The following is a 12,011-nucleotide window of genomic DNA, read 5'->3' as shown; positions in this document are numbered from 1 at the left end:
GGCCGGTTTTGTAGCGGCGGGCAGGCACTGGAAAGCTCCTTTTGAATAGCAAGCCGTGATTTTAACCTTAAAGAAGGGATACTTTCACAGCCTCATTGCCCACCATTGAAGGAAATTCGTCTCAGGGCTGTCTTATGGCTGATCGCAACCTGCTGAGGTTGTAGCCGCCGGTTGGTGGGCAGTGCCCACCCTACTTGACTATTGTTCTGACGAAGGCTCAACCAGTGATTCGGCCGACTCCTCGACTTCCGCCGGCGTATCGGACGTTGGCTCCTCGGCAGGCGGCGCTGGTTCGGACCGGGCGATCCGTAGGCGGTAGGTCAAGTCCAGAGTGGCATCCACCTTCAGCTCATAGATCAACCATTTCACATAACGGATGTCCTCGGCCGGAATTTCGACCGCCGTGGGAAAGAAGGTATTGCCGTTGGGAGAGAGTTGAATTTCGCTGCGTTGCTCATCCAGCTGGATCGACCCTTCCACCAAGCGCGCCGCGCCTGTCGGCACCTGATTGATCAATTCCACGTCGGTCGCCACATCCGAACCGATGTTTTTGGCGCGAATCTCCAGTTCGATCAGGTCGCCCGGTTTGGCCACCTCGATCTCCGCCTTGTCGTAGGTACCGGTCTCTTCATTCAAAGTCAGCTTGTAGAAGTTCTCGGTGACTTCGATTTTATTCTCTGCGAATGACGCCAGTGGGAATAAAAACGCACTCACCAGCCCGATCAGGATCGGGCGAAGCGGAGTAGGGAACCGGTTGAAGCGAAACACGTGATACCTCGATACGAATACGACGGGAGTAACCCACTATTACCACAAAGCGGCAGGCGCGCAAACTCATCCGCTGGAAAGCCGCCGTGCTCCGGGGTCAGACCCCGGTTTCGACCAATTGCGGTGCCACGGCTCGCAGCCACTGCGTTAACGTATCGGACATCAGCATCGCATCGGTTCGTGGATCATCCGAATCCCCCGCCTGTTCGACCAGGCTGTCGCTGAACTTCAGGCGTTTCAGGGTGAAGGTGTCATCGATCACGCACTCGCATTGATCGTTCAGCACCAGTCCCAGTTGCCGGATGCGCATGCCGCTTTCCAGGGAGTGGGCGATTTCCGGCGCGTCCAGATCCAGATTGCGGTAGCGCGCTTTCACCGTCGGGTCCTGCGCCATCACCAACTCCAGATCCGCCGTCAGGTCGGTGCCTTCGGGGCGGGTCTCCGGAGCCTGAAACCACTGCGTCAGCAGGGAACCGCCGGAAATCTGCTTGCCCATCGGCAGCACGGGCAGGGAACCGACCACTTCCCGCAACTGGGAGGTGAACTCGTCCGCGACCTTCTCGCTGGATGCGTTGATGGCCAGCCACTGGTTGTTCAAATCGATCCAGGCGCTGATCCGGCGGGTCTTGTGAAAAGCGCGCGGCAGCAGCTCCGCACGGACCTTCTCTTTCAGCTCATCCTTCTCTTTTCGACCGGGGCGACGACCTTCGGCTTCTTCGATTGCCTCGACCTTCTCGGCCAAATGCTCGTTCAGAACGCTGGACGGCAGCAGTTTTTCCTGAACCTGGGCTGTCATGTACAAGCGCCCGCCGACGGTTTCGCACAACAGACCGCTGTCCTTGAACGGCGGTACCCAGCCGAACGCGGATTCCTGCATGGCCGTAAGACCGGTGAAGGGGTGGGCGGCGAGTTTTTCGTTGAGACTGTCTTCGGTGATGGACCAGTTATCGTTAAAGCGATACAAACGGAGGTTTTTGAACCACATATCAGGGGAATCCGACCTTGGTTGTTGGATGGCAAAGAGGCCGAAGTGTACTGGGAAACCGGTCCCGGGAGAACCTTTTGAGTAAGAGGGCCGGGTCCGCGGTGGGAAGCGGGTGTTGCCCTTACGGACCGCTGTGAATACCTCCATGTACGCTTAACGGCCTCATCCCTGAGGCCGATGTCCTCCAGTGCAACACCCGCTACCCACCGCTCCCACAGATGCCTCTAATCGGTAACGCAGAAGAGTCCGAAGGGCGATATCTGCCGTGGGAGGAGGTCGAGGAACCGGACCATCCATCGGCGCGGGACGTCATCTCGGCAGATATCGCCCTGCGGGCTCTTCTGCCCTACAATTCGGGCATGTCATAATGATCGAGAGTTCCTTGTTAACGCCACGCCTCGCCGTATTCACCACGCCTACCGTACAAGCGTTGCTGATCATCGCCGTGATCACCTTCGTCGGTGCCTGGTCACCCATCAACGATGTTCTGGAATACCGCTCGGAATGGCGGGTTGCGGGGGAATTCTGGCGGCCGGTCACGGCCTGGATCGCTCAACTGAACCCCCAGCATTGGCTGATCAACCAATGGGGGCTGGTGCTGATGGCGCTGTTGTTGCCTACCAGGCTGGAAAAGGCGGATTGGCTGGCCCTGGGCTGGGTCTGGCTGGCATCCAGCGTGGCGCTGGCATTCAGTGATTACAGCCAATACGCCGGCCTGTCGGGTCTGTTATATGGCTGGCTGCTGTGGTCGCTGATGCGCTCCCCGTTCTACGCCGCCTGGCTGCGCTGGGGCATCATCGCGATCCTGACCGTTAAGGTGGGCCATGAAAACATCCCGGGCCTGGCCGGGGAGGGCGGAAACTACGTCTCCGAATGGATCCAGGCCGACGTCGCCGTCTTGTCCCACGCCTGGGGGTTGATTTCCGGCTGGCTGGCCATCGGCCTGTACTCGCTTGTCAACGCCGTGAAGCGCGTTCAGGTGGACTGACCGGCCGAGCGGGCGATCTCCAGAAGCTCCAGCACCCCGCGACTCGGCGTTCGCTTGGCATGGCGAATCACGCCCAGATGCCGTTCCAGACGGACCTTCTCAACCGCCAGCACCCGCACGCTGTCATCGACAAGGCGTCGCGGCAGCACACTCCAGCCCAGCCCGCTTGCCACCAACGCCCGGATCGTCTCCAGATAATTCACCGACAGCCGCCGCGTCAGCGGCAGGTGATGGCGCTGAAATGTCTGCTGTACCAGGCGAAACGTCGTCGTATTCTCCTCCGGCAGAATCGCCCGGAAATGCACCAGCTCATTCAACCGGATCGCCCCCGTCTTCGCCGCCAGCGGATGATCCGGCGCCACCACGAACTCCAGCGGATCCGTCCACAGCCGCTCCTTCGTCAGATCCCGGTGCAGATTGTCCGGCAGCGTAATAAACGCCAGCTCCAGATCCCGCTTCAGGATCGCCTCGATCGTCTGCTCCGACTCCAGAAATCGCAGATCCAGATGCACATCCGGATACCGATCCGACAATTGCCTCAGAATTGGCCCCAAATAATGCAACCCGATATGATGGCTGCTCGCCACCGATATCTGACTCACCTGACTCAGCGCCGACTGCGTCACCGCCAACCGCGCATCCCGAATATCCTCCAGAATCCGCCCCGCGCGCTCCACCAGCAAACGCCCGCTCTCGGTCATATAGACCTCCCGCCCGATCCGGTCGAACAGTTTCACCCCGAGAGACTCCTCCAGGTTCGCGATCCGCTTCGACACCGCCGGCTGCGTCAAAAACAACCGATCCGCCGCCCGACTGAACGATCCTGTCTCCGCAACGGCCAGAAAGGCCTCCAGGCTGTGGTGGTCCATGATGCATTCCTGTTTGGAATTGAAAACATGAAAATAATAAATTTGTATTATTCCGGTGTCCAATTAGACTGTGTCGAAACCGTGAATAATTTGACTGATTGTAGGGTTTGCCGTGTGCGTGATGGTTATTCAGGTGCCTCAATACATCTTTTCGCGCACGGCGTGCGCTCCTACAAGTTAGAAACCCCATTGGGTCAGTGGTCGGTGGTGGGATGCCTTGGAGGGGACATCTGAGCCAGGATGGCGAAGTTAAGCGCCCATGGATGGGTTCACAGCGGTCCCTGGAAAGGCATCCCGCCACCGACCACGGATTCTTGGCACAAAATAGAAAGCCGACATGACGGAGGGTGTGATGGCCGGCAAGACACTGTATGACAAACTGTGGGACGCCCATGTCGTCTCCGAAAGGTCCGATGGGACCGCATTAATCTACATCGACCGCCAACTGCTCCACGAAGTAACGTCCCCCCAGGCCTTCGAAGGCCTGCGCCTGGCCGGACGCAAACCCTGGCGCCTCGACACCAACCTCGCCACCCCGGACCACAACGTCCCCACGGTCCTGGACGAGCGCAGCACCGGCGTCAGCGGCATCCTTGACGAAATCTCCCGCATCCAGGTGCAGACGCTCGACAGCAACTGCGCCGACTTCGGCGTGCGCGAGTTCGGCATGAACGACATCAACCAGGGCATCGTCCACGTCGTCGGCCCCGAGCAGGGCGCCACGCTGCCGGGCATGACCATCGTCTGCGGCGACTCCCACACCTCCACCCACGGCGCCATGGGCTCGCTCGCGTTCGGCATCGGCACCTCCGAAGTCGAACACGTGCTCGCCACCCAGTGCCTGATCCAGCGCAAGATGAAAAACATGCGCATCCGGGTGGAAGGCGACTTGCCGGACGGCATCACCGCCAAGGATATTGTGCTCAACATCATCGGCCGCATCGGCACCGCCGGCGGCACCGGCTACGCCATCGAATTCGCCGGCAGCGCCATCCGCTCGCTGTCGATGGAAGGTCGCATGACCATCTGCAACATGGCCATCGAAGCCGGCGCCCGCGCCGGCATGGTCGCCGTCGACGACACTACGCTGGACTACTTCCACGGCCGCCCGTTCGCGCCCAAGGGCGAACTCTGGGATAAGGCCGTCGAATCCTGGCGGGATCTGGTCAGCGACGATGATGCCGTCTTCGACCAGGACATCCTGATCAACGCCGCCGACATCCAGCCCCAGGTTACCTGGGGGACATCGCCGGAAATGGTCAGGGGCGTGGGGGAGACCGTACCCAACCCCGCCGCGATCGAGGACGAAGCCAGTCGCAAGGGCGTCGAGCGGGCGCTGGAATACATGGGCCTGAAAGCCGACCAGCCGATCGAATCGATCAAGCTCGATCGCGTCTTCATCGGCTCCTGCACCAACTCCCGCATCGAAGACCTGCGCGCCGCCGCTGCTGTTGCCAAGGGCCGCAAAGTGTCCACCAGCCTGAAACAGGCCATGGTCGTGCCCGGCTCCGGTCTGGTGAAGCGCCAGGCCGAAGCCGAAGGGTTAGACAAGATCTTCATCGAGGCCGGCTTTGAATGGCGCGAACCGGGCTGTTCCATGTGTCTGGCCATGAACGCCGACAAATTGGGGCAGGGCGAGCATTGCGCCTCCACCTCCAACCGCAACTTCGAAGGCCGTCAGGGCTTCGGCGGGCGCACCCATCTGGTCAGCCCCGCCATGGCCGCCGCAGCCGCCATCGCCGGTCATTTTGTAGATATCCGTACCTGGCAGGAGGGCAACGCCGCATGAACCCCTTTACGCGCATCAACGGCCTGGTCGCGCCTATGGACCGCGCCAATGTCGACACCGACATGATCATTCCCAAGCAGTTCCTCAAGTCGATCAAGCGCAGCGGCTTCGGCCCCAACCTGTTCGACGAACTGCGCTACCTCGACGAAGGCCAGCCGGGCAAGGACAACAGCCAACGCCCCTTGAACCCGGACTTCCCGCTCAACCAGGAGCGCTACCAGGGCGCCGAGATCCTGCTCGCGCGCCGCAACTTCGGTTGCGGTTCCAGCCGCGAGCATGCTCCCTGGGCACTCGAAGACTACGGCTTTCGCGTTATCATCGCGCCGAGTTTCGCCGACATTTTCTACAATAACTGCTTCAAAAACGGCATCCTGCCCATCGTGCAGCCGGAAGACGTTGTCGACCGCCTGTTCAAGGCGCAGGACGCCCAGGTGGGTTACAAGTTGGATGTGGATCTTGAAAACCAGACCGTCACCACGCCGGACGGTGAAACATTCAGCTTCGAGGTCAACGAATTCCGCAAGCACTGCCTGCTGAACGGTCTCGACGACATCGGCCTCACACTGCAGGAAGCCGACGCCATCCGCGCCTATGAAGAAAAACGTCAACAGGAAGCCCCCTGGGTTTTCGGACAGATCCACTAAGGAAATCCGATGAGCAACGCAAAAAACATCCTCATCCTCCCGGGCGACGGCATCGGCCCGGAGATCGTCGCCCAGGCCGAGCGCGTCCTGAGCAAGGTCGCCGAGCGGCATAACCTCGAATTCAACCTCGACCACGCCCTCGTCGGCGGCGCCGCCATCGACGCCACCGGTGGTCCGCTGCCCGACGACACCCTGGCCAAGGCCAAAGCGGCCGACGCCGTCCTGCTCGGCGCCGTCGGCGGCACCAAATGGGACGGCCTTGAAATGGCCAAGCGTCCCGAAAAAGGCCTGCTCGGCCTGCGTGCCAACCTCGGCCTGTTCGGCAACCTGCGCCCGGCGATCCTCTACCCGCAACTGGCCAGCGCCAGCAGCCTGAAACCCGAAATCGTCGCCGGTCTAGACATCCTCATCGTGCGCGAACTGACCGGCGGCATCTACTTCGGCCAGCCGCGCGGCGAACGTATCAATGACCAGGGCGAGCGCGAAGGCTACAACACCTACGTCTACAGCGAATCCGAAATCAAGCGCATCGGCCGCGTCGCCTTCGAAGCCGCCCGCAAGCGCGACAAACGGCTGTGCAGCGTCGACAAAGCCAACGTACTTGAAGTCACGGTCTTGTGGCGCAATATCATGAACGACCTGGCCAAAGAGTACCCGGACGTCGAATTGACCCATATGTACGTCGACAACGCCGCCATGCAACTCGTGCGAGCGCCCAAGCAGTTCGACGTCATCGTCACCGGCAACATGTTCGGCGACATCCTCTCCGATTGCGCCGCCATGCTCACCGGGTCTATCGGCATGCTGCCCTCCGCCTCGCTCAACGAAGCCGGGCAGGGCATGTACGAACCGATTCACGGCAGCGCCCCGGATATCGCCGGTAAAGGCGTGGCCAACCCATTGGCGACCATCCTTTCGGTCGCTATGATGCTCCGTTATTCTCTCGCGGAGCCTGACGCGGCCGATACCATCGAGAGGGCCGTCAGCCGCGTTCTGGACCAGGGACTGCGCACCGCCGACATCGCCGGTAGCGACGAGCAGTCCGTATCAACCGAAGCCATGGGCGACGCTGTCGTAGCCGCCCTGGAGAAGGTTTAGGCCCTCCGTATGCCGCCCGGATGAGCCGGGCGTCGACGGTACCATTGGTAGCGGTACCGTTGTTGATTGAATACCACGGCCACACAACGGCCGTTCGCCCTGTAGACGTGTTTGCACAATACAAGCGACGGGTGCCGGTGGTCCTCCCGTGGGGATGTCTGCAGCATGGATGCTGCGGCCAAGCCCCCATGGACGGGTACACGGCGACCCCACGGGCGTACCACCGGCATCCGGCGCGGACCACTGGCACGCTTCTCCAGGGCACGGAAGAACACTCAAAGAGGTGACTATGAAAGTCGGATTTATTGGTTGGCGCGGCATGGTAGGTTCCGTCCTGATGCAGCGCATGCGTGAAGAAGACGATTTCGCGGGCATCCAGCCCGTCTTCTTCAGCACCAGTCAGGTCGGCCAGCCGGCCCCCGACGTCGGCCAGGGCAGCGACACCCTGCTCGACGCCAACGACCTCGACGCACTGGCCAGCTGCGAAGCCATCGTAACCTGCCAGGGCGGCGACTACACCGGCGAAGTCTATGAACCCCTGCGCAACACCGGCTGGAACGGCTACTGGATCGACGCCGCCTCCACCCTGCGCATGGCCGACGACTCCATCATCGTGCTCGACCCCGTCAACCGCGACGTCATCGACCGCGCCATCGACGGCGGTGTCAAAACCTACGTCGGCGGCAACTGCACCGTCAGCCTCATGCTGATGGGCCTCGGTGGCCTGTTCCGCGAAAACCTGATCGAATGGGTCTCCCCCATGACCTACCAGGCCGCTTCCGGATCCGGTGCCAAGCACATGCGCGAACTGCTCTCTCAGATGGGCGCCATCCACCAGGTCGCCGCGGAAGATCTCGCCAATCCCTCGTCCGCCATCCTCGATCTGGACTGCAAGGTCGCCGACTTCATCCGCAGCGACCAGTATCCGTGCGACCAGTTCGGCGTGCCGCTGGCCGGCAGCCTGATCCCCTGGATCGACAAAGCGCTCGACTCCGGTCAGAGCAAGGAAGAATGGAAAGCCCAGGTCGAAGCCAACAAAATTCTCGGCCGCAGCGACCAGCCGGTCCCCATCGACGGCATCTGCGTACGGGTCGGCGCCATGCGCTCGCACAGCCAGGCCATGACCATCAAATTGCGCAAAAACGCCTCCATCAGCGAAGTGGAGTCCATCCTCGCCTCCGCCAACGACTGGGTCAAAGTCGTCCCGAACGATCGCGACCAGACCATGGAAGAGCTTACTCCGGCTAAAGTCACCGGCACCATGAGTGTACCGGTCGGTCGACTGCGCAAGCTGGCCATGGGCGACGATTATCTGGGAGCCTTCACCGTCGGCGATCAGCTGTTGTGGGGCGCGGCAGAGCCTTTGCGCCGCACATTGGCGATTCTCACCGGAAAACTCTAAGCTCTGTAATAGCGGCGAAATCACCGCTGGAGCCGTCGGTTTTTTTCGTTAGATTTCAAAAACTTGAAATCAATGGGCGACTCGGTAGAGTCGCCTTTTTTATGTGAGAAGGTCGACACAGGCCTCGTTCTTTGACTACAAAAAGGCCTGTGTGTTGCGAAAAATCCTTTTATCAATAATACTTAGCCGAAGTTTTGAATGTTCTTTCTAGATTTCAAAACGGACGAATTAGGGTGCGTGAATTAAAATTGAGAACCAGTTCTCGAATTGATGCGCCTACACATTAAAAATAGCGAACTCCTTTTCAAAATATCAATGCCATTCGTGGTATTGGTAATAAGGTTGAGGGAAGGGAAAAGGGTGATGTTCAAAAAACAGGCGCTTACACTAGTCATTTCCGCGCTGGCGTTCACCAGTACAGCTCAGGCATTGGGTTTGGGTGACATTGAGTTGGAATCCAATCTCAACGAACCCCTGGATGCCGAAATCGAGCTGTTGGAACTGCGTGGATTGACCGCGGGCGAAATTCTGCCCACCCTGGCGAGTAACGACGCATTCGTGCGAGCCGGAGTGGAACGCAACTTCTTTTTGTCGAATATCAAATTCGATGTTCGGGAGAACGAAGCTGGCGAGTTGGTGATTTCATTGTCCACCAATCAGCCCGTGCGTGAACCATTCCTGAACTTCCTGGTCGAGGTGAACTGGCCTGGCGGTCGCCTGCTGAAAGAGTTTACTCTGCTGCTCGACCCGCCCGTCTTCGACACCGGTGTCGTCGGCGAGTCCCTGGTGGTCGAGCCGGCCGAACAGCCGAGCGGTGAGACCGAAATCACCACGACCACCACCGTCAGCCAGCCCGAAACCACCACAGAAACGGTTCCGGCCGAGGTGACCCCGCGTGAGGAAAACCTCGGACCGAACGAGTACCGGGTCAAGCGCAACGACACCCTCTGGGAAATCGCCGCCGGTCTGCCCGCCGGCAGTGGCTATTCACCGCAACAGGTGATGCTGGCGATCCAGGACCTGAACCCCAATGCCTTCCTGAACAACAACATCAACCGCCTCAAGGCGGGCAGTCTGCTGAATCTTCCCGATGAAGCGCAGATTGCCACGCGTACGGTTCAAGAAGCCATTGACGAAGTCCGCCAGCAAAATGCGGGTGGTTCGGCGCGTCCCCGTGTCGCAGACGACTCGGATGCGACCGAAGTTCAGCTCTCCGCCACCGAATCCACCAGCTCCGCTCTGCCGGAAGGCGAGGGTGAGCGGGATCCGGACGGCTATCTCGAAGTCGCGGCCGATGATGAGACCGAAGGCACCAGCGCCGGCGGTGAATCGTCGACCAACGCCGAAATCGAGCGACTGGAAAACGAATTGGCCATCGCCGGTGAACTGAACGACCAGTTCGAGCGCGAGAAAGAGGAGCTGGAAAGCCGGGTCGTTCAACTCGAAGAGCAGATCGCCATCATGCAGCGGCTGCTGAACGTCCAAAGCGGCGATGCGGCAACCCTGCAGGCCGAACTGGCCGAGCGTGAAGCCGAAGCCGCCGCTGAAGGCGAGTCCGGCTCGGCCCAGGCCCCGGCCGACACCGAAGCGAGCTCACCGGCCCAGACCGGCGACTCGAGCGATGCGTCCGAGCCGGCGCAACCGGCTATGGACGGTCAAGCCTCCGGGGAGCAGGAGCCGGCACAAACTCCAGAGCCGGCGGCTCAGCCGCAAGAGCAGCAACAACAGGCCACACAGCCGCAAGCCCAGCCACAACCGGCTCAGCCGGAGCCGGGCATCATGGGCTTTGTACAACAGTACACCGCACCGGTGACCAATTGGGTGACCGGCAGCCTGTACAACATGATCATCACGGCGGCCGGGGCCATCATTCTGTTGATGATTCCGCTGTATCTGCGCAGCCGCAACAAGTCCGAGGACATCGAGGAAGAAGCGCCGGCGCTGGCCGAAGGCGGGCTCAGCGAACCGCAATTCGAGCAGGATTTCGATGACGACCTGCTGGGCGATTTCGAAGAAGAAGCCGAGTTGGACGCCACCGAGGAAGCGGAGAGCGACGCCACCTCCGATGCCGTCATGGAAGCCGAAATGTACATGGCTTACCAGAAATACGAGCAGGCGGAGGAAAAACTGAAATCGGCGTTCGCCGAGGAACCGGGGCGCACCGACATCGGCCTGAAGCTGCTGGAAGTCTACTCCGAAACCGGCAATGCGGCGGCGTTCGACGATCTTGAGAAGCGGCTGTCGCTGACATCGGATCAACAGGCCCAGGTGGACGAGTTCCGCAACCGCATGCCGATGAGCAGCGACTCCGACGCCGAAGACCTGTCCATGGACCTGGACGAAGACTCCGACCTGGACTTCGGCGATTTCGATACCAGCACCGAAGAAGACAGTGAAGATATTCCGTCTCTCGACGATCTCGAGCAGGATCTGAAAACCGAGACGGGCAGCTATGATCTGAGCGATTTCGATACTGAATCCGATACGGCCGAGCCGGCGAGCACCGAAACCCGGGAAGAGGAAGTAGCCTCTTCAGAGAGCGACGACCTCGATTTCAGCCTCGATCTGGACGATCTGGACATCGAGACCGAAACCGACTCCAAGGCGTCCGACGAATTGGATCTGGACCTGGGTGATCTTGGCCTGGAAGAATCCGAGCCGGAACCGGAAGCGCGCAAGACGGAATCCGATGAATCGGCCAGCCTGGATTTTTCCCTCGACGAAGAAGAGGGCGAATTCGACAGCGATCTGGATTTCAATCTGGATGAAACTGAAAAACCGGCCGAACCGGAATTGCCTACGCTGGAAACCGGCGACGACGATCTGGACCTGGATTTCAGTTCACTGGAAGAGAGTGAACCCGAGCCGGCCGAGTCCGACGAACTGCCAACCGACGACAGCCTGACTCTGGACGAAGATAATCTGTCCGAAGAAGAGCCGACCGGCGGAGAGGAAGTCTCGTTCGATTTCACTGACGAGAGCGCTCAGGCCGAACCGGAGCGTGCCGTCGAGTCCGCGACAGCGCAGGATGACGACAACTTGCGTGAACTGGCCGATGCGCTGCCGGGCAGCGCCGATCTGGAGGATGATGAGTTCGACTTCCTCTCCGGCAGCGACGAAGCCAGCACCAAACTCGATCTGGCCCGGGCCTACATTGAAATGGACGACAAGGAAGGCGCTCGCGATATTCTGGAAGAAGTGGCCACCGAAGGTAACGACGACCAGAAGAAGCAAGCCAAGGAACTGATGGATCAACTCTAAACCTTGATCCTGTGATCGTGTACACTGCGCCGCTCTCCACGAGCGGCGCAGTTGTAGGAGCCTCTGAACAATTCCCCCCGGGACTCTGCGCGAGCTAAAACGTTCTGGCACAAGGCGCACTTCGCAGCGCAATGGCCTTAGTCCTTGTCAAGAAGTGCAACGCCGGGCCGGGACGTTTTAGCCGCGCCCTTCCGGGCTTTCCGAGGA

Annotated in this window: 9 protein-coding genes; 6 read left to right on the top strand and 3 right to left on the bottom strand. The window is 60.3% G+C overall.

The features are described from left to right. Nucleotides 1-198: 198 nt before the first annotated feature. Both IE111_RS23430 and IE111_RS23425 read right to left on the bottom strand, forming a co-directional pair. The gene (locus tag IE111_RS23430) at nucleotides 199-768 is read right to left on the bottom strand and encodes a hypothetical protein (RefSeq protein ID WP_189613524.1); all 570 of its coding nucleotides are present in this window, start codon (nucleotides 766-768) and stop codon (nucleotides 199-201) included. 97 nt (nucleotides 769-865) lie between these two features. After that, a complete protein-coding gene (locus IE111_RS23425; protein WP_189613522.1) occupies nucleotides 866-1,753 on the bottom strand; it encodes a recombination-associated protein RdgC in 888 nt (295 codons plus the stop codon). A 367-nt stretch (nucleotides 1,754-2,120) separates the two neighbouring features. Here IE111_RS23425 and IE111_RS23420 point away from each other — a divergent pair, with 367 nt between their 5' ends. Further along, complete coding sequence (locus IE111_RS23420; protein ID WP_189613520.1) at nucleotides 2,121-2,741, top strand: rhomboid family intramembrane serine protease; 621 nt, start codon at nucleotides 2,121-2,123, stop codon at nucleotides 2,739-2,741. On the opposite strand, the gene IE111_RS23415 is transcribed toward IE111_RS23420, so the two are convergent. Then, nucleotides 2,729-3,610, bottom strand: a complete 882-nt coding sequence (locus IE111_RS23415; RefSeq protein ID WP_189613517.1) for a LysR family transcriptional regulator — start codon at nucleotides 3,608-3,610, stop codon at nucleotides 2,729-2,731. The two genes, IE111_RS23420 and IE111_RS23415, sit on opposite strands and share 13 nt — an antisense overlap. 352 nt (nucleotides 3,611-3,962) lie before the next feature. On the opposite strand from IE111_RS23415, the gene leuC reads away from it, so the two are divergent. The 5 genes from leuC (at nucleotide 3,963) to IE111_RS23390 (ending at nucleotide 11,804) form a co-directional block, all read left to right on the top strand. After that, nucleotides 3,963-5,399 (top strand): 3-isopropylmalate dehydratase large subunit, encoded by a 1,437-nt coding sequence (leuC, locus tag IE111_RS23410; RefSeq protein WP_189613527.1) that lies wholly within the window; start codon nucleotides 3,963-3,965, stop codon nucleotides 5,397-5,399. Then, nucleotides 5,396-6,043 carry a 3-isopropylmalate dehydratase small subunit gene (gene leuD / locus IE111_RS23405; RefSeq protein WP_189613516.1) on the top strand — a complete coding sequence of 216 codons (648 nt, stop codon included), beginning with the start codon at nucleotides 5,396-5,398 and terminating at the stop codon, nucleotides 6,041-6,043. Before leuC ends, leuD begins: the two co-directional genes overlap by 4 nt. A 9-nt stretch (nucleotides 6,044-6,052) precedes the next feature. Next, complete coding sequence (gene leuB, locus IE111_RS23400; protein WP_189613514.1) at nucleotides 6,053-7,141, top strand: 3-isopropylmalate dehydrogenase; 1,089 nt, start codon at nucleotides 6,053-6,055, stop codon at nucleotides 7,139-7,141. 289 nt (nucleotides 7,142-7,430) lie between these two features. After that, nucleotides 7,431-8,543, top strand: a complete 1,113-nt coding sequence (asd, locus tag IE111_RS23395; RefSeq protein WP_189613512.1) for an aspartate-semialdehyde dehydrogenase — start codon at nucleotides 7,431-7,433, stop codon at nucleotides 8,541-8,543. A 363-nt stretch (nucleotides 8,544-8,906) separates the two neighbouring features. Continuing rightward, on the top strand, nucleotides 8,907-11,804 hold the full coding sequence (locus IE111_RS23390) for a FimV/HubP family polar landmark protein (protein WP_189613510.1): 2,898 nt from the start codon (nucleotides 8,907-8,909) through the stop codon (nucleotides 11,802-11,804). The last annotated feature ends 207 nt before the right edge of the window (nucleotides 11,805-12,011 follow it).

It is taken from the genome of Saccharospirillum salsuginis (genome assembly GCF_014651855.1).
Lineage (GTDB): Bacteria > Pseudomonadota > Gammaproteobacteria > Pseudomonadales > Natronospirillaceae > Saccharospirillum > Saccharospirillum salsuginis.
This window is presented reverse-complemented; position numbering and strand designations above follow the sequence as displayed.

Excerpts from the sequence above, each read along its gene's own strand:
- IE111_RS23415 (WP_189613517.1), bottom strand. The coding sequence starts at position 3,610 with ATGGACCACCACAGCCTGGAGGCCTTTCTGGCCGTTGCGGAGACAGGA.
- asd (WP_189613512.1), top strand. The coding sequence starts at position 7,431 with ATGAAAGTCGGATTTATTGGTTGGCGCGGCATGGTAGGTTCCGTCCTG.
- IE111_RS23420 (WP_189613520.1), top strand. The coding sequence starts at position 2,121 with ATGATCGAGAGTTCCTTGTTAACGCCACGCCTCGCCGTATTCACCACG.
- leuD (WP_189613516.1), top strand. The coding sequence starts at position 5,396 with ATGAACCCCTTTACGCGCATCAACGGCCTGGTCGCGCCTATGGACCGC.
- IE111_RS23425 (WP_189613522.1), bottom strand. The coding sequence starts at position 1,753 with ATGTGGTTCAAAAACCTCCGTTTGTATCGCTTTAACGATAACTGGTCC.
- IE111_RS23390 (WP_189613510.1), top strand. The coding sequence starts at position 8,907 with ATGTTCAAAAAACAGGCGCTTACACTAGTCATTTCCGCGCTGGCGTTC.
- leuC (WP_189613527.1), top strand. The coding sequence starts at position 3,963 with ATGGCCGGCAAGACACTGTATGACAAACTGTGGGACGCCCATGTCGTC.
- leuB (WP_189613514.1), top strand. The coding sequence starts at position 6,053 with ATGAGCAACGCAAAAAACATCCTCATCCTCCCGGGCGACGGCATCGGC.